We start from the raw sequence: 17,485 nt of genomic DNA, 5'->3' as shown, positions 1-17,485 counted from the left end.
TGGTTTATTAAGTGGTAACGGTAGATATGATTTCGAGATTGTTCAGGCCTACAGACCGACCCAGCCTGGACAATTGCATTTTTAGGATCGCGTTGTTCTCGAGGGTCAACACGATATTTTTGAATTCGTCTTTTTTGAACATCTGAAGGCATCCTTCCAGAAGAGGCACAATCTCCGGAGCAGTAACATTCAACTTTTTGCAATCGATGTTCAGGTCATACTCCTTGGTATTAATAGGAGCGATCGTATCCTGATAGGCCGAGATGGAACGCAAACCGTCTTCTTGAGAGAAAGAACCCTCCAGTTCAATGTTTAACACCTTGTTCGGAACATCAGTCTTCAATATGAAATTTCCCATGCTTGATCTCTCTCCTTTAAATGAGTTAAGGCTATCCTGCTAATGGATACACAGCCCTATAGGACCTCTGCTGAAAGCTTCTAAAGATGTGAGCTGGTTCGAAGGATAATTTAACCATATTATAAAGGTAGGAATGTAAAAAGATCAATAAAAAAGTCGAATCATGTATAAAAATGTAGAAAAGTGAATTACTGTATTTCCTCCAAGGTGGCAAGCAATATATTAAATGCACTTATAATGCGTGGAGCACCTACACATGGTGCCAGATGTAGCAATATTCCCTTGAGCTGATCCACGGTCACTCCCACGCTTAGAGCCATCGTGTAATGCACTCCTAATTGTTCATACTGTCCTTGGGTGATCAACGAAGAGATAACGGCAACTTCTTTCCATTGATCCGTAATCGTGGTGCGCTGAAAAATATCCCCATATGCCGTCCCCATAATAAATTCGGATAATTCGGGAAAATGCTCTTTAATGGGTGCGAGGGCTTTAGCGCCGTACTCACCAGAAAGTTTCGCAAAACGGTCCAGTCCCTGAGTCACATGTTCACTCATGATATGCTCCTCCTAATTCAAAGTTACGGTGCGGTGAGCTGTAGGTGGAATCTCGTCGCGATCGGTCAGAAGCTCAATGACAGTCACCTGATTTAACGTTTGTGCTGTGCTCAATGCAGATGAGAATTCGGCAAGGGTCTCTGTCCGGAACGCAATAGCACCCAGAGATTCGGCAAACTTGGCTGCGTCCATAGGAACTTCAAATAGGGTGCCATCGATTCTGCCTGTTGTTTTTTCCATTCCTTTGAGTGCCATATCCAGTTGTTTGTTGTTGACGACAATAAAAATGACATTCAGATTGTTGCATACTGCGGTATTGATCTCCGTGCCAAGCATCATGAAACATCCATCTCCAGTGATACATACAACGGTCTCTTCAGGTGAAGCGGCCTTCGCACCTATCGCCATACCAATGGCATTACCCATGCATGCAAAGTACGCGTCAAACACAAAGCTGCCGGGTTTCTTGACTTTATATCGCTGAACCGCATGAAATCCATGGCTGCCATCATCAACAAACAGCTTATGATCGTACGGAAGCAGATCGCTCATTCCGTCTAGCACAGAAGCCAGAGACAGTTGGGGGAGATCTGGTAAAGGGACAGTGTAATCCATGGGTGTCGTGTTTCTCACAGGAGTAGGGAGTTCTTCTAATGCGCCCAGCAAATATTGCAGGTTGTCCTTCAAATCACCCGTGATATGTAAGGTTTGAGCGCTCAGAATCTTACCCACAAACGTAGGATCAGCGTCAAATTGAATGAGGTGTGCCGGGTGGTTCTCAGGCTTCAGATTGCAGATGGTCATATCACTCAGACGTGAACCGAGCACGATATAGAGATCACTTTGGTTCAGCATGTCGTCTGCATGCGGGAAACCTCCAACACCACAAGGTCCATGGTACAGAGGATGGTCCCACGCAATCGCTCCTTTTCCACCAGGAGTCGTAATGACGGGAATGTTGAACGATTCAGCCAAATGAAGCAATTCATCATGAGCTCTGGCGCGGCTAACACCTTTACCAGCAATAATTAAGGGACGTTTGGATTGTTCAATTAGAGGAAGAATACGATTCAGGTTAGATACGCTAAGAAGAGGTTCCGGTTCGGGAATGACAATCCGGCATTGAGATAACAATTCAGTCTGTACGTCAAAAGGTAGACAGAGGTGAACAGGGCCTTTATTGGGGCCAAGTGCAATGGAAAGGGCATGATTCAGTAGGGTGCCGAAGTGATCTCCGCGTTCTACCAGTTTACTGAACAGCGTGGCAGGCCTGAACATCTCGGCCAGATCAGCCAGATAGGAAGAGGAATCCTGACACTGGGGAAGCCCCAGTTCCTGAATGGATTGATGACCTGTAATAAACAGTACGGGCAGATTGTTGGACTTCGCATGGGCTGCGGCAGTAAGCAGATTGGTTCCACCCGGACCGGATGTGGCAAAAGCAACGCCAAGCTTGCCCGTCTGAAGGGCATAACCAGATGCGGCAAAACCTGAGCTGGATTCATGACGGCCTGGAATGAATTCTAATCCGTAATCCACCATCTTCAGGACAGCAGGACAGATGGATTTACCAATAATACCAAAGACATGAGTAACGCCTAGATTACGCAGAGTTTCTGCCAAATAGTCCGCAACTGTTCTCATGCGGGACACCTCGCTTCATGAAATAGGTTATTAGAACCATACGCGTATTCCATTATTTGAATGCAAGTCGTTGTCTAATGTTGTCAGAGGAAATATATGCTTGTTATTAGGAAGAGTATCTTTTTTTGTGGTTTTTTGTCAACCTATTTTATAAGTCATATTTCCTAATTCTTAAGTTGGTAACGCTTAAAGTGTTGCTGCGTAAAGCAAAAATAAATGGTTATATATTCCTGCAACAAATTACCCATCCAAGACCTTGATACAAATAATGTAAAATAATGACTGGAAATGGTGATTTTCAGCCTGTGAAATGACATCGCAGCAAGAGGGACATCTTTTTTTCGCATTAGTGTATAGCGTTGGGAATACTTCGCTTTCTGTTATACTGGAAATGGATTGGGGTGAATGGAATGACAGTGATGAAGATGGCTCTGATTGGGCTGGGTAAAATGGGATTACATATGGTTCATCAAGTTGAGAATACGAAGATGGACACGAAGATTGAAATTGTAGCGGTGTGTGATGCGAATGAGGAAGCTTTGGCGGCTTTTGCAGCTTCTCATTTGGGGGTTAGAACGTATACGGATTACCAGCAATTGATGAATGAACATCCGATTGATCTGCTGTATATTGCAGTTCCGCCGAAATTTCACCATCCGGTTGTGATGGAAGCGCTGGAGCGCAAAATTCATGTGTTCTGTGAGAAACCGCTTGCCAATAGTGTGGAAGAAGCGAAAGAGATGCTGGATGCAGCGCGGCAGGCAGGTGTCGTACACACCATCCATTTCTCTATGCCACATGAACCATCCGTACTGAAACTGCAAGAGATGATTGAACAGGGTACGGTGGGAACGATTCGCAAAATAGATCTTATTCTACAATTCCCGCAGTGGCCACGAACATGGCAACAGAATGCATGGATTACGAGCCGTGAACAGGGTGGATTTATTCTTGAAGTGGGAATTCACTGGATTCATATGATTCAAAAAGTGTTTGGTGCAGTCCGGGTAGTAAGTACTCAGGTTCAATATCCTGAAAATGGGGATTGTGAGCTTGAAGTACAGGCTGCTCTGGAACTGGAAGACGGCACCCGAATTCAGCTCAACGGTATTTCTCAATTTGCGGGGGAAGAACGTGTATCCATGGTAGTTTACGGCACAGAAGGTACAATTGCTCTGGAAAATTGGGATGAATTAAAGAGTGGCCTGGTGGGGCAGCCACTATCTCCAGTGGAAGTGCTTGAGTCCGCCAGTGAGCTGCCTGTACTTAAACATGTCATTGCCCGTATACAAGGGAAACCAGCCAAAATATATGATTTTAACGATGGGTATCAGGCGCAATTGGTGCTGGAAGCACTACGGAACACGGAACAATCGAGATAAGAAATGGAGTGCTTAGGTTTTTTTATATGTGGTGCCCGGTGCACCTTTTCCTGATTCAACTCTCCTTAACACAGAGAAGCATCGCAGAGGCTCGTGTGAGCCTGACTGCGATGCTTCTTTGCTTTGATATATGCACATGATAAAGCTACATAGTTACTCGATCAATAGGTTGGGCCGAATTACGCGAGTTTGAATCGTTTAACCAATTGATTAAGCGCGTCGGACATTTCATTCAATTGTTTGGATGTGTCGGACATTTCCTGCAGAGAAGCAAGCTGCTCCTCCGTCATCGCGGATACTTCTTCCGTGGCTGATGCCGTATCTTCCACAACAGCGGATACTTCGCTAATGGATCTCATCACGGCCTCACTGCCGGAAGTTAGCTCCTCCACAACAGCGGATACCTCCAGAACTTCACCACTGAGGTTATGAATATGCTGCGTAATGGTTGAAAAAGCAATGCCTGCATCCTCAATGGTTTGCAACCCTTCATTTACATGAAGAGAGCTTTCATCAACCACGTTCACTGTAGTTTGGACGCCTGCGACCACGGTCTCCAATATACTTGTGATTTCTTTTGCTGATGTTGCGCTCTGATCTGCCAGATTACGGATTTCCGAGGCAACGACTGCGAATCCACGTCCATTTTCTCCCGCGCGAGCAGCTTCAATTCCAGCGTTAAGCGCAAGCAGATTGGTTTGTCTCGCAATCCCTGACATGGATTCTGCAATATTAATTACTTGATCCGACATTTTCGAAATCTCATTAATGGCTTCCTGTACAGAGAGGAAGGATTGCTCAATGGAACTCATTTTGCCTACAGCATTATCAATGCGCTGTTGCCCATCCACGGCAATGGATTCGGTACGTACGGCACGTTCAGCCACATCAGCTGCCGAGGAGGCGACACGATTAAGCCCGGTGAGGGACTGCTGCATCGCAGCAGCCATCGTTTGAGTCAGAGCGACCTGTTCGTCAGCGCCTTCAGCAACGCGTTCCATGGCGGTGGCCACCTCTTTTCCAGCAATATGACTATCGGAGACTCCTTTATCCAATCGATCCGAAGCTGTGCTCAGAATCATGGCATTGCTCTGAACGTCCAGCATCATTTGCTGCAACCCAGCGAGCATCGTATTGGCTGCCTCCGCGAGTTCACGAGTTTCGTCTTTCATTGGCGTAGCGATTCTTAGTGTCAGATCACCATTGGAAGAACCGATGTCATTCAGGGCCTGTTTTACCGTACGGATGTTGCTAACAATGGCTCTTGACAGGATTAACGCAGTGATGAAAGAGATGATGGCGACAACGATAAGTGCTCCATACAGTTCCAAATTCAGAATTGTGTTTTTCTGTTTGAGCGCTTCTGTACGGCTATCGGTCAACGCAAGCTCGTTAGTACGAAACGTATCAAGGGCGGCGCGAATCTGGTCCATGTCTCGTTTACCCGGATCATCGGCAAAGAAATCTAGAATGGCTTGTGTATTATTCGCTTGGCGAAGGGCGACCACAGGTTCACCAGCGATCTGGATCCAGTTCTCCATGTTACTATGTATGTCTTTCAAGAGTGCGGTCTGGGCCGGGTTGTCCGAAATTAATTCCGTAAGTTCATCTTTCAGAGTACCCAATTCTTCTTTTCCTTTGGTGTAGGGATCGAGGTAATTGTCCTCACCAGTAATGACGTAACCACGTTGCCCCGTTTCCATGTCTACCATGTTGCTTTCGAGTTCATAGGTTAGGGCGTGTACTCTCATATCGTGATCGACCAGAAAATCCAGTTCCTCTTGAAGCTTACTTGTACTGCTCTGAATCAGGAGAATGCAACCGGCAAGTACAGCCAGTACAAGCAAATAACCCAATCCAATCTTATAAAAGATTTTGAAAGTCCTGCGCTTATTCATGTTTGTTATTCCTCTCTATGGGGTATATGTAATTGTCGAAAAAACTGGAAAATTGATTTTTGTAGGCCTTTAGATCGGATGTCTAAAGCACTATTTTTTAGTATTATACGTAAAGAAAGTTTGTTTGTACATAGTTTGTTTAACTATCATATAATGTTTGTTGTTTTTGTATAAGGTTAGGGTTGCTGAGGTTTTACAATCGTTGGTTTACACGTTCAGATGTTATGTTTATCATGGAAAGGGAACAATTCAGATGACATATACATATCCCAATCCGAAAGGAACATTGGACATGACCAAAGAGACGGTATTACGCAAACCGGAAGCGATGATTTTTGACATGGATGGTACGCTGTTCCAGACAGAGACCCTGTTGTTGCCAGCGTACCAGCAGTTATTTGATACATTACGTGCTGAAGGACATTTTGAAGGTGAAACCCCACCAGAGGAACGGATGCTGGGAAGTTTGGGCATGTTGCTCGAAGATATATGGAAAGTCGTTATGCCTGAGGCGTCGGAAGCGGCACATCGTCGTGCAGACGAACTACTGCTTCAACTGGAGATTGAGGGGCTCGATGAAGGTAGCTCCCAATTGTATCCTGGAGTGAAAGAAACGCTACAAGCATTGAAAGACCAAGGAATACGGCTGTTTGTTGCCAGTAATGGGCTGGAGGATTATGTGAAGGGGGTAGCGTTCGCACACGAGATTATGCCTTTCTTTGAAGGGGTATACAGTGCAGGCCAGTACAAGACGCCCTCCAAAATCAATTTAGTACAGATTCTGCTGGAGAAACATCGGATTCAGGACGCTTGGATGGTTGGGGATCGCTCTTCTGATGTGGAAGCGGGTAAAATGAATCATCAAACGGTCATTGGCTGTGCCTATGCCGGATTCGGTCGTGATGAGGAGCTTGCAGGTTCGGATGCGCTGATCTCTGATTTTACGGAACTTCTGCGTCTGTATGACGAAGCGGAATAAACCAGTCATCGATTGAATATGTCAGTAATCATACGAGAGCGCCCAACCCACGAATACATTACGGGTTGGGCGCTCTTTTATTCGTGATCCACAGATCATCTCTTCTTGCGTGTCTTTTTTAATGCGGATGTTCTGTTGCTTGCAAGCCGGGTGGTTCTGATTTGTTTGACCGGCCGACTGGCCCTGTTGCGGTATACCCATAAGGCATAGTCCAGCGGCTGGGTAATCGCCTTATAATAGATATCCCGCTCACCTATACGGGCGAAAACTTCACGTGCAGGCTTGGGGTTAACTTCGAGCAGATAGATATGTCCGCTTTTGTCAATCGCCAAATCAAGTGCCAGCTCGCATAAGTCCCCATACGTATCTTCCAAAAACGAAGCGACATCAATGCCGAACTTCTCGGCAGTTGTGTTAATTTCCGCTCGGAGCTCCTCGTCAGCGATCCATTGCTTCATGAGTCGATTCATCGCTACAGCCTGACCGCCGCCATGTAGATTGGAGGTTACACTTTTCTCTGCACCCATGCGTCCTGCGCATCCGGTAAGCTCCCATTTTCCTTCGCCGTTCTTCTGAACCAGCATGCGGTAATCATGCACCCGTCCATTCGGAAGCTGAAGTTGAATGCCCTTTTGTACAAGATACTTGTCTTTCATGTTCCAGTGCTGGAGCAGCGCGCCGAGGCGTGATAGATGGACTTTGCGTGGCGTGATAATACGACGCTTCTGATCCCGTCCCTGAACAAGCACAGTATTCGCCTCGCTACTGCTGCGTTCAACGCGCAGAATACCACGTCCGCCAGTTCCATTAATGGGTTTCAGGTAGACGAGAGAGGATGCTTTGAGCATCCGGTTCACATCAGACATATCCTGAAATAACACTGTTTCCGGCAGATGTTCGCGAAAGTTGGCTTTTTCCGAAAGGGTCTGGTGGATGGTCCACTTGTTGCGTAGTGGTCTGTTCAGAAAGAGCAGATGCCCATATTTCTCCCGAAAAGCAAGCAGTTGCTGAAATCTTCGGTTACGCTGAATCCGGCAACGATCAAAGATCAGATCCGGGAATGATCGCCACTCCCGGGACCAGCCTTTTCCCTCATGAAAAACCATCGCTTCAATCTGTTTGCCTCCGGGGTGTACGTCGGCAGGTGTGAACACATAGATATCGAGTCCCCGCTTGCGCCCTTCAAGAATCATTCTGCGATAGATGCTTCGTTCTTCAAGAGCGCGATGTTCATTCAAGTACAACGTCATGATGCCCAGAACAGGTGAGGACACAAACAATCACCTTCTTTTTTGCAGTATTCCTGTCTATCATCGTTTGGACTGATGGGCAAGATAGGCGCTGTAATGAAATATGCGTTCCAGTGACCGCCGCCTGATCTGTGGTTCATCGAACTTCATGGGCTTCGCATTGGCTTCGAAGAACCAGATTTCCCCCAGGTCATCAATGCCCAGATCCATGGACATTTCTCCGAGTGTGTAACCCGATCCACGTTCGACCTGTCTTGCGATCATCAATGAAGTGGATTTCACACGTTTCATCAGGGTGGTTGACATTTCTTCACCGAAAAGTTCGGTCAACAGCTTCTCGGGGTCTTCTACACTTCCTCCGCGCGGCACATGAGTGGTTATGCTGCGGGAGCCAGCAAGTCTCGCACCTACACCGGTTACGCTCCATTGTCCCTTGCTGTTCTTTTGTACAAGAACACGCAGATCAAAGGGACGTTTACGAGAGGAAGCAAGTTCAATGCCTTGTTGCATGATATAGGGCGTATGCCCGGTTTCTTTGCGAATTCGTGCCCATAACTTGGCGAGTGTAGCCGTCTTATAGGTCGTGCTTTTCCGTGTGGTCTGTATTTTAAGCCGGTAGGGAAGGCGTTCTTTTTCCTGAAACTTAAGCATCATGATTCCTTTGCCAGCTTTACCACTCTCGGGTTTGAGGTACAGATAGGGATGCGTCCGAAGAACTGCACCCAGTGAAGAAGCGCTGCGCATCCGCCGGGTATGTGGAATCAGTGTCTGCGTCGATTTGGATTTCTTGAGCCATTCGAACAGATTCCATTTATTGAAAAAGAATGGGTTATACAGTTCGATTCCCGATTGCATGCATTCGTCAATTTTGCGCTGAACGGAAGGTTTTCCTTCATCTTCACGGTTGGGAATACGGTTGTACAGCACATGGGGAAGGGGGAAAGGTTGTGAAACCCACTTTCCACTCCCCTTGTTGTACGTATATCCTTTCACGGTGGGACCACTCACGTTCAGATCCCGCACAGTTACAATGTACACCACATATCCCATGCTCTCGCCTGTCTGCAGAATATCCTGAAAATTTTGATGATTCCCCCTGAACATTCGCTGATTATCATGCATGGTCAAAACAGCAATGACAGGTTTGAAATCATCATGAAGGCTCATCAAATGTCTTCCTTCTTCCGGAACTTGCTCAAATACAGGCAGTGTTCCAAGATGTGCTCCACCGACGATTTTCCCTCCACCCGGAGTGAAGGGTGACGGAAAATGGAGCGCCCGGGTTTGGCGTTCGCTTCGAACATCCATACATGTTCCTCCTGATCAATGCCCAGATCAAAGCCAATCTCACCAATCAGATGCTGGTGCTGGGTTTCAATCGCCTGGGCCAGTGTAATAGCGACGGATTTGGCCTTTTGAAGAACTTCTCCCGAACGGTCGCCGAAGTTGCGACTGAGGGCCTGTTCAGGAGTCATAAGGGAGCCGCCATTTTTAATGTGCGTTGTGACACTGCCACGCCCTGCCTTCTTGGCGCCAATTCCGACAACAACCCATTGATTGTTACCATTTTTGTGCATGTGAAAACGAAAATCAATCGGACATTCATCAATCTCAATCAGTCGTATTCCCTGCTGAACGACATATCCGCGAAGTTGTTTGCCATGTCTTCCCTGAAGCATGCGCATCAGACTGTTGAAGGACCCGAAGCGCAGGAGTGCATTACCACCTTTTTTGCGATAACGTGCGAAATATCCGCGTTTGGGCGAGTAGGTCAGGCGATAGATCCCGTTCCCCAGACTTCCGGCAGTAGGTTTATAGTAGACAAACTGATGGCGTTCCAGCATTTCTTTCATCTGTTCCACCGACGGATTGGTAATCGATTCAGGGATATACCGTCCTGCTGCCGGTTCATTCTCCAGCAATGTATAGATATCCGACTTGTTGAAGAAGCTCCAGTTGAAGAACGGAATTTTCCGGCGAATAAATCGCTCCCGCAGTTGGTTAATCGCTGGTGAGAAGTCTGAACGGCGGCTCGGCAACCGATTGTAGACAACATCAGGCAGAGGTACCGTTCTGCGGGTGAAGCTTCCGTTATCATTCAGAAAAAAACCGGATACCGTCTCGTTCTGCCAATTAATATCCCGGGGAGTAAAGGCATAAATATAGGATTTCCGGCTGCCTTCACGGAGTAACTGTTTGATGAACCCTGTACGGGAACCGAAAGGATTCGTGCTTGTCGAAGGCCCATCGGAGAGTACGCCGATCAGTGGACCTAACTGGACTTCATCATTTTGCAAGTTCCGGAGATAAATGCTGCCCCGTTTGGGAACGTTCATCAGATTACGGATACCTGAGGCGAGATAGAGATGTTTACCTGCTTTTTTGATTGGTTTGATCGTCGCAGGCACCCGGTCACGCCCGAAGCGAAGGTTCACCGTTTTTTTGCCGGACAGGTTGAGGCTCTTCATTAAAGCGTTGGATACATAAACCACTTTATCCGGTTGCTTGGTGAAATGCAGATTGCAAAAGGTCAAACTCATGATTTATCCTCCTATCCTGAAAAGATCCTTGTGCTCCATGGCAAGCGGGCGCTGCGGGCCTCAGCCGCCGTGAATCGGGATGGGTTTCAGGCCAGCTTTGCTGGATGTATTCGGCATTTTCATTGGACGAATGACGTCCGTGAGAACATGTTGTTGCAACAGATAACGGGCATAGGCAAGCGGCTGGGTATAAGTCAGGGTATGCATGCGTCGGTCGCCCGCTTCTGCGAATGAGGTGCGGCCTGGTTTGGAATTGACTTCGATTAGCCAGAGTTGGCCCTCTGCATCTGCTCCAAAATCAAGCCCCAATTCAGCTAGCCTGCCGAAACGGCTCTCCAGCAGGGTGGGAATAAGAGCAGCAGTCTGCCGGATGCTCTTCAGCAGAGCTTCCGTGGGGACCGTTCCATATCGCTGGAGCAGATAGGCATGGGCAGGGTAGGCTCTACCCCCTCCATGAAGATTGGACGTGAGCGAACCCTCGGGTCCTTCTCGCACCATACATCCTGTCAGCGTCCAGCGACCTTGCCCGTTCTTTTGTAATAGAGCCCGTATATCGAACGCTCTTCCTTGATGGCTAAGCTCCAGATAAGGCTGCACGATCATCTTGCGCTCAGCCTGATGTGATGCCAGCCAGGAAGATACGGCCTGAGTGTGATTGAAGGTGAAACAAAATTTTTCATTGTCCCCGTTACGGCCCTCCACGATCCATGTTGTTGGCGTCGGTCCCCTAGACAGGCGAAAGGTATTTTTACCGTGAGTCCCTGATACCGGTTTGAAGAACAGCCCCATGGGCCAACGTTCCAGCCATGTTTCCCAGGGCATATGCAATCCGATCCGGATGGTCGGTGCAAGTTTTGCCCGCAATTCAGGATTTCGGGACAACACACGGTGCACTTCCCATTTTCCTGGCAAGGAAGCAGACCAATAACGGTGCTGATCTGTGCCATTGGAGGATATCCATTCCTTGAGCAGTTGTCTGACGTTCCTGGGTAAAGGGCGAAGACAACGGTCCATGATGAGGTCGAATTCAGGAACAGGGAGCTTCTTCCACTTCCCTTGATAATAGGTATATCCCCATTGAAGAGCAGTATGGGCTGCATCAACCGATATAGGGATCACAATAACCTGAAGGGCATATCGCATACTCCCTAGACTGAGACGACGGCAGAAAAGTTCATCCGTGAAGGGAGGTGAGCCTTCGGTTGCACGTACCAGAATGGCCAGTGTTTTTATCTGAGCTGATGGAAACATTACGCTGCACCTCTCTTCTATCAGATTTGTTTCCAATAGGGGATGACTTCTCAAAACCCGGCCAGGTACGTGGAGTATTCCAACATGGCTTTGACGGAAGGACGGATCTTGCTCTCGCTCAATGGTGTATTGTCGTTCTTGGATGGTTTCGAGTTGACTTCGAGCAGCCATACGCGTCCAGTGGAATCCAGGGCCAGATCAATACCAAGTTCTCCAAAGTGAGCAGGGATGGCACTCTCGATCCCTTTGGCGATATCCAGTGCTGCCGTGTGCAATCCTGCATATGCGGAAGCTTTGGCCGATCCGGACAACTGTGTTTTGGCAACGGCTTCCTTCACGGTGCTGAGACTTCCACCCCGTGCCAGATTGGATACGTAGTGACTCCCGCCTGCAATCCGGGCAACGATGGAGGTTACACTCCATTTTCCTGTACGGTTTTTTTGCACGAGCGCACGGAAATCCACGGGTCTGCCACTGTGATCAATGAGAGTCAGCCCTTGTTGGATCTGGTAACGCGTTGTTTTCATTTTCCCAGACAGACTGGCATACATTTTATCCAGAGAAGCATACGTTTGTTTCCGGGTACCCCCGACGCCAGTCGCCAGAGTCAAGAAACTTCCGTCCGTCTGACGTGAGACCCGGATGATGCCTTTGCCCAATGAACCGCGAACTGGTTTCAAAAATACAACCGGATGTCGGTTACACATGGTCTTGAGCATGGAGGATGTCTTGAGCAAATGGGACTCGGGAAGAACTCGTTTAAGCGTTGAAATGGACTTGAGTGCGTCAAATACTTCGTTTTTGTCCAGAAACTTTTCATTGAAGGTTTGCGTGCCGTAGAGCGATTTTACTTCTTTCATAAAATGCTGTACGCTAGGTTTGTTCTCAAGCTTGCGGGACGTTAGCCGGTTATTGACGACGTCTGCTACAGGCAGAACAGTCTTTTTCCAGCCGTCATCATACACCCAGCCCTTCATATAACCCGTTACCGCTCCAATATCCTCCGGTGTGAAAAAGGATACATAGGCGCCTTGCTTACGGCAGGCGTTCACCAGTTCTTGACAGAACATCGTGATGGAGCCAAAGGGCCGATCGGGCTGATCGGGATAATCCTGGCTAACCAGTACACTGATGTAGGGTCCAAGGCGAAGCGTACGGCTGGCTGAACGATAGGATACCCTCAGGACCGAACGTGGAACAAGACCGGTCTTGCTGGCAACCGTCTGATTGATGCGCAGTCCGTCATACCTTGGTACCGGAATGACAGTGACTTCTCGGCGGAAAGAGCCAAATTGCAGCTGAAGCGGCCTTCCTGAAGGGATTTTAAGTGCCTTAAGCACACCTTCACCCAGCATGATGACGTCGTCCTGCAGGATGCCCGAGCCGGTAACCTGAATCGTTACTTTTTTAGTGGACATCACGGATCTCCTTCCGGGCGGCAACTTGATGTCTGATCTCGAAGTTGAACGGCATCTGAACATGGCATGTGCTTCATCATATGAGGACATATAACCCTTGGTGATTGACCCATATGGATTAAATACATTTGATTCGGGGTACGTTATCGAAGGCTTGTTTCAGATCGTCCTTGTTTGACAGGAGAGAAAAGCGTGTATTAACACGGATGAACAAACCAATCTGAGGAGGAATAATAGTGAACATTTATGACAAAGCCAATGATTTGGCCAAAGCACTGAGAGAAAGCAGCGAGGTGGAAGAGATTACTTCCGCGATGAAGCTGATTGAAGCAGATCCGGATGCAAAAGCAATGCTGGATAACTTCCGTGATCAACAAATGGAATTGCAACAACGCATGATGAGCGGGGATATGCCAGCTCCGGATGAGATGGAGAAAATGGAAAAGCTGTTTGAAGTACTGAGCTTGAACCTGAACATCCGTCGTTTGTTTGATGCGGAGCGTCGCCTCAGTGTCATCATTGAAGACGTGAACAAAATTATTGCAGACAGCCTGGGTCATCTGTACGGTGGCGCTGAAGCGTAAAAGGTTGTCTTGTTTTTTACCTGAACCTTTCATATTAGCTGCTTATCGTTCATAGACTAGACATATAGAGTCGATCAAGAACGAAGGAGCTGTGAAGGGTGAAGAGGTTGAAAAAAGCAAAACATGTGATCTATCTGCTTATCGCGTTGTCGATGTTGGTCATTGCACTGCCGCGGATTTCCTTTGCCGGAGGAATGGACTGGGTTAATATTTTTGGCATCGTATGGGTGCTGTTCTCTTTATTAATCGTTGGTGCACATCTACATTTTATTCTCGGTGTGGATGAAGAGAAGAAACGTGCACTGGAAGCCGTTCGCCGGGCGAAGCTGCGGCAGTGGGAAATGAAATTGCTGGACAAGCAAGAGCGAAGCAAGTCTGTATAAGGAATAGAATCACATTCAGTATGCCAGGGCAGGGCCGACAGATTCGGTTCTGTCTCTGGAAAAAAGACCGGATTCCCTTTCACATCAGGGGGTCCGGTCTTTTGTGTACATATAAGATTAGGGATCAATCGGATGATTAAATTCAAGCAGTGGATTTCCCTATGAGAATGGGGTAGGAGATGGGGTTATTTTCCTAAGAGCGTGTTATAATAGATACAGTATAGTACAGATGCATCTTCGGGGGTGGTACAGATGGACGGACAAGAAGAGAACGTAACAAAGCACGAGCAGTTACTTCAATATATTGAACAACTGAAGGTTGGCAGTAAAATATCGGTACGTGGACTTGCGCGAGAGCTGGCTGTAAGTGAAGGGACCGCTTATCGTGCGGTGAAAGAGGCTGAGAACTTCGGGCTGGTCGTGACCAAAGAACGAATTGGAACCGTGCGGATCGAGAAGAGACCTCGTGGCATGTCGGAACAGTTGACCTTTGCTGATGTCGTGACCATTGTAGAGGGTCATGTACTGGGTGGTAACGAAGGCCTCACCAAACCGCTGCACAAGTATGTGATCGGTGCGATGAAAGAGCAGGCAATGGCCCGTTATATTGACGCTGGGAGTTTGCTGATTGTAGGTAACCGGGAGGATGCTCATTCCCTTGCCCTCGAACAGGGAGCTGGCGTGTTGATTACGGGTGGCTTCGGGACAAGCCGCGAAGTAAGAATTATGGCTGATGAGCTTGGGCTACCGATTATTTCATCCAGACATGATACATTCACGGTGGCTTCGATGATTAACCGTGCGATCTTCGACCGGCTGATTAAGAAAAAAATTATGCTTGTTGAGGATATCATCGGTCAGAAACCTCGCCTACAGGTGCTGAAGGTCACCAGTTCAGCCGCAGATTTTCATATGCTGGTGTCGGAGACGGGTGAACACCGCTTCCCTGTCGTAGATGAATGGAACCGGGTCATCGGCATTGTGAGTCTGAAGGATGTCAGTGAGCTTACGGCAGATCAGAGTATTGAGAAATGCGTGATACGCCGCCCGATTACGGCCTCATTGCAGACTTCTCTCGCTTCAGCAGCCCAGATTATGACCTGGGAAGGCATCGACTTTCTGCCGATCGTGGATCGGAATCGCAAACTGATTGCGTCCGTCACACGCAAGGAGGTACTGCAGGCCATGCGGGATGCCCAGAAGCAGCCCCAACTTGGGGAGACGTTTGATCATCTGATCTGGAATGGGTTTGCCGAGGAACGCGGAGAACAGAATGAACTGTTATTTCACGGATTCATCATTCCACAGATGGCGACGGACCTGGGCACGATCTCAGAAGGTGTTCTGTTGAATGTGATGACCCAGGCCGGCAGACGTGCAGCTTGGGATGTTACGGGAAATGACCATGTGGTGGATAATGTGACGACTTATTTTGTACGACCGGTACAGATTGAAGATCAGATTCTGGTTCGACCGGTTATTCTGGAAACGAGCCGTCGTACATGCAAGATGGACATTGTAGTTACTCGTGAAGGCAGTGTGGTATGCAAAGCGGTGATGACATTGCAATCCATTGACCATGCCTAGTCGAACGAATGATTCGAATAATAGACCAAGAGAGTACTCCCTGATCGAGAAGCACTTCTGAGTTCCGCTGAAATCGCGGTTCAGGCTTCGCTCGATGTAGGGCAGTACTCTCTTTTTACATACCATACGATAGAACTTCAAGATATCATGCAGATTGTCCTGAGGTTTTGTTTGCTCGCCCCCCGGAACGTTGTTGAAGCCTGGCATAGTAACTGCGGTTACGTATTCCGGCGAATACATTGTACGCACCCATAATCAGAAATAGCGCTTCCACAACCACAGATAAGGTGGAGCCGGTGAAGACAAACATGAGGATCAGCGCAAGCACGATGAGCATGCTACCCATCCAGATATTCGTCCATGAGCGGTAAAGTCCAGCGCTGGCAGCATCCGAGGTTCTGCGTGAACGAATGCTGTTCAGCGCGGCAAAGACCATGGCAACAGCAAAAATAGCGATCAGAGCATATTTGAGTACATCGATGAACACAAAGACGCAGCTCCTTTTCTGGAAAGCATTTACTGTCCTCATTGTACCATGTAGAGAGGAAGACAAGAGCAGTTTTTTTGCTATTACGCAGGAACGTGCATGCGAATCTGTACCCAAACTTGAAGCACGCCTTCCATAACCAGCATCGTTTTAACTTGAACGGTGTACTCCTTTTCCCTAACAGAGTACACTTTCTGATTGAGCATGATTCGTGTCATTTTGCTGTACTCGTCGATGTTGAATACATCTCTGCCCCGAAGTACCTCAAGTTCGTCCCCGAGCTTCTGCAACATCACTTTCAGAGAAGCCTCATCCGGGCCTTTGTCAGATTCTTCTGCACGAACCTTGATTTCCTTGATAACGGTTTGGCGTTTACTGTATTTTTTCAGCGTTTTGATATCCTCCTCATTCTGATGCAGCTGAAGCTGCAACTCCTGATTGTTCAGCCACAACGCATTGTAACTCAAGTGAAATACCCCATTGTAGACGACACATCCTGCGATCATTCCCAGAACAAATACAGCGGTCATTCGCATCAGCGGGCGGTAACGGGAGAATGGTGGAATCCTCATGAACGCTGTTCCTGTCTCATATTAGCTCCGGCCTCCGCCGCACACCCATTTCACCAGCTCGGTTCCCATATGAGCACCCATAAAAGCAGAGATCAGATACAAAATTTGTTTGACTGCCGGAGAAAGGTTACCATCCAGGAAATTGCTTTCGATGACACGCATGGGATCGATGGTGCCGCCGACGGCAGCTGCGAGTGCCCATATCTTTATTTTTCCGGAAATATCGAGCATCGTCTGTGTTGGAGGCTGAAGAGAGATCACAGCTCCTACACCTCCGATCATCGCGCCGCCCAGCACGATTCCAAACGCAATAAAGAAATCAAGAATGGCTTTGGACAAAAATGTGCTCACTCGCAACACCCCTTTCAGACCTAGCAGCACACCTCCTGTCTTCGGTCTGTCACAGGGGGAGCAGCTTGTACTTCTATTGTATGGGCGTGCCCCCGAACGTTATGATAAAATAGAATAATAAAGTCTCCTTTTAAGAGGTTGTCACGAATTTTAATAGGTGATTCCATTTTTTTATTTATTTAATTCATATATATGAGAGAGATAGGGCAGTAGACGGATCAGAAGATCGATGCTGCGACTATCT

17 protein-coding genes are annotated in these 17,485 nt (G+C 47.8%); 5 read left to right on the top strand and 12 right to left on the bottom strand.

Translation table 11 applies throughout. The features are described 5' to 3' along the window. Nucleotides 1-7: 7 nt before the first annotated feature. From OM416_RS13000 to OM416_RS12990, 3 genes are all read right to left on the bottom strand, one after another. Nucleotides 8-358, bottom strand: coding sequence for a hypothetical protein (locus OM416_RS13000; RefSeq protein WP_264929825.1), 351 nt, complete (start codon nt 356-358; stop codon nt 8-10). A gap of 188 nt (nt 359-546) precedes the next feature. Then, entirely contained in the window at nt 547-915 is a 369-nt protein-coding gene (locus OM416_RS12995) for a carboxymuconolactone decarboxylase family protein (RefSeq protein ID WP_264929824.1), read from the bottom strand. Nucleotides 916-927: 12 nt separating this feature from the next. Continuing rightward, nucleotides 928-2,559, bottom strand: coding sequence for a thiamine pyrophosphate-binding protein (locus OM416_RS12990; RefSeq protein ID WP_264929822.1), 1,632 nt, complete (start codon nt 2,557-2,559; stop codon nt 928-930). A gap of 410 nt (nt 2,560-2,969) precedes the next feature. Here OM416_RS12990 and OM416_RS12985 point away from each other — a divergent pair, with 410 nt between their 5' ends. Further along, on the top strand, nt 2,970-3,941 hold the full coding sequence (locus OM416_RS12985) for a Gfo/Idh/MocA family protein (RefSeq protein WP_264929821.1): 972 nt from the start codon (nt 2,970-2,972) through the stop codon (nt 3,939-3,941). A 179-nt stretch (nt 3,942-4,120) separates the two neighbouring features. On the opposite strand, the gene OM416_RS12980 is transcribed toward OM416_RS12985, so the two are convergent. Beyond that, nucleotides 4,121-5,839 (bottom strand): methyl-accepting chemotaxis protein, encoded by a 1,719-nt coding sequence (locus OM416_RS12980; protein ID WP_264929820.1) that lies wholly within the window; start codon nt 5,837-5,839, stop codon nt 4,121-4,123. Nucleotides 5,840-6,131: 292 nt separating this feature from the next. Here OM416_RS12980 and OM416_RS12975 point away from each other — a divergent pair, with 292 nt between their 5' ends. Then, nucleotides 6,132-6,818: an HAD family hydrolase gene (locus OM416_RS12975; RefSeq protein ID WP_413775790.1), complete on the top strand. Its 687-nt coding sequence runs from the start codon at nt 6,132-6,134 to the stop codon at nt 6,816-6,818. Nucleotides 6,819-6,913: 95 nt separating this feature from the next. On the opposite strand, the gene OM416_RS12970 is transcribed toward OM416_RS12975, so the two are convergent. Genes OM416_RS12970 through OM416_RS12950 form a run of 5 tightly spaced genes read right to left on the bottom strand, consistent with a single transcriptional unit; the run spans nt 6,914 to nt 13,277 of the window. Further along, nucleotides 6,914-8,092: a YheC/YheD family protein gene (locus tag OM416_RS12970; RefSeq protein WP_264929817.1), complete on the bottom strand. Its 1,179-nt coding sequence runs from the start codon at nt 8,090-8,092 to the stop codon at nt 6,914-6,916. A 36-nt stretch (nt 8,093-8,128) separates the two neighbouring features. Continuing rightward, entirely contained in the window at nt 8,129-9,235 is a 1,107-nt protein-coding gene (locus OM416_RS12965) for a YheC/YheD family protein (protein WP_264929816.1), read from the bottom strand. Beyond that, nucleotides 9,235-10,608 (bottom strand): YheC/YheD family protein, encoded by a 1,374-nt coding sequence (locus tag OM416_RS12960; RefSeq protein WP_264929815.1) that lies wholly within the window; start codon nt 10,606-10,608, stop codon nt 9,235-9,237. The genes OM416_RS12965 and OM416_RS12960 overlap by 1 nt, the downstream gene beginning before the upstream one ends. A gap of 60 nt (nt 10,609-10,668) precedes the next feature. Further along, nucleotides 10,669-11,859 carry a YheC/YheD family protein gene (locus tag OM416_RS12955; RefSeq protein WP_264929814.1) on the bottom strand — a complete coding sequence of 397 codons (1,191 nt, stop codon included), beginning with the start codon at nt 11,857-11,859 and terminating at the stop codon, nt 10,669-10,671. Nucleotides 11,860-11,909: 50 nt separating this feature from the next. Then, nucleotides 11,910-13,277, bottom strand: coding sequence for a YheC/YheD family protein (locus OM416_RS12950; protein WP_264929813.1), 1,368 nt, complete (start codon nt 13,275-13,277; stop codon nt 11,910-11,912). A 236-nt stretch (nt 13,278-13,513) separates the two neighbouring features. Here OM416_RS12950 and OM416_RS12945 point away from each other — a divergent pair, with 236 nt between their 5' ends. The 3 genes from OM416_RS12945 to OM416_RS12935 all read left to right on the top strand — a co-directional run bounded on the left by OM416_RS12945 (nt 13,514) and on the right by OM416_RS12935 (nt 15,831). Further along, nucleotides 13,514-13,861 carry a YlbF family regulator gene (locus tag OM416_RS12945; protein ID WP_036609862.1) on the top strand — a complete coding sequence of 116 codons (348 nt, stop codon included), beginning with the start codon at nt 13,514-13,516 and terminating at the stop codon, nt 13,859-13,861. 98 nt (nt 13,862-13,959) lie between these two features. Then, nucleotides 13,960-14,244, top strand: a complete 285-nt coding sequence (locus OM416_RS12940) for a hypothetical protein (protein ID WP_139331819.1) — start codon at nt 13,960-13,962, stop codon at nt 14,242-14,244. Nucleotides 14,245-14,496: 252 nt separating this feature from the next. After that, nucleotides 14,497-15,831 carry a DRTGG domain-containing protein gene (locus tag OM416_RS12935; protein WP_264929812.1) on the top strand — a complete coding sequence of 445 codons (1,335 nt, stop codon included), beginning with the start codon at nt 14,497-14,499 and terminating at the stop codon, nt 15,829-15,831. Nucleotides 15,832-15,976: 145 nt separating this feature from the next. On the opposite strand, the gene OM416_RS12930 is transcribed toward OM416_RS12935, so the two are convergent. The 3 genes from OM416_RS12930 to OM416_RS12920 all read right to left on the bottom strand — a co-directional run bounded on the left by OM416_RS12930 (nt 15,977) and on the right by OM416_RS12920 (nt 17,241). Beyond that, entirely contained in the window at nt 15,977-16,318 is a 342-nt protein-coding gene (locus OM416_RS12930; protein ID WP_264929811.1) for a YtpI family protein, read from the bottom strand. Nucleotides 16,319-16,401: 83 nt separating this feature from the next. Continuing rightward, on the bottom strand, nt 16,402-16,890 hold the full coding sequence (locus OM416_RS12925; RefSeq protein ID WP_017689500.1) for a hypothetical protein: 489 nt from the start codon (nt 16,888-16,890) through the stop codon (nt 16,402-16,404). 21 nt (nt 16,891-16,911) lie between these two features. Beyond that, nucleotides 16,912-17,241: a YtrH family sporulation protein gene (locus OM416_RS12920; RefSeq protein WP_249911215.1), complete on the bottom strand. Its 330-nt coding sequence runs from the start codon at nt 17,239-17,241 to the stop codon at nt 16,912-16,914. Nucleotides 17,242-17,485: the final 244 nt, after the last annotated feature.

Origin of the sequence: Paenibacillus sp. LS1 (assembly GCF_026013365.1) — a bacterium.
Lineage (GTDB): Bacteria > Bacillota > Bacilli > Paenibacillales > Paenibacillaceae > Paenibacillus.
Note: the sequence above shows the minus strand (reverse complement) of the source record. Positions and strands in the feature narration are given on the sequence as shown.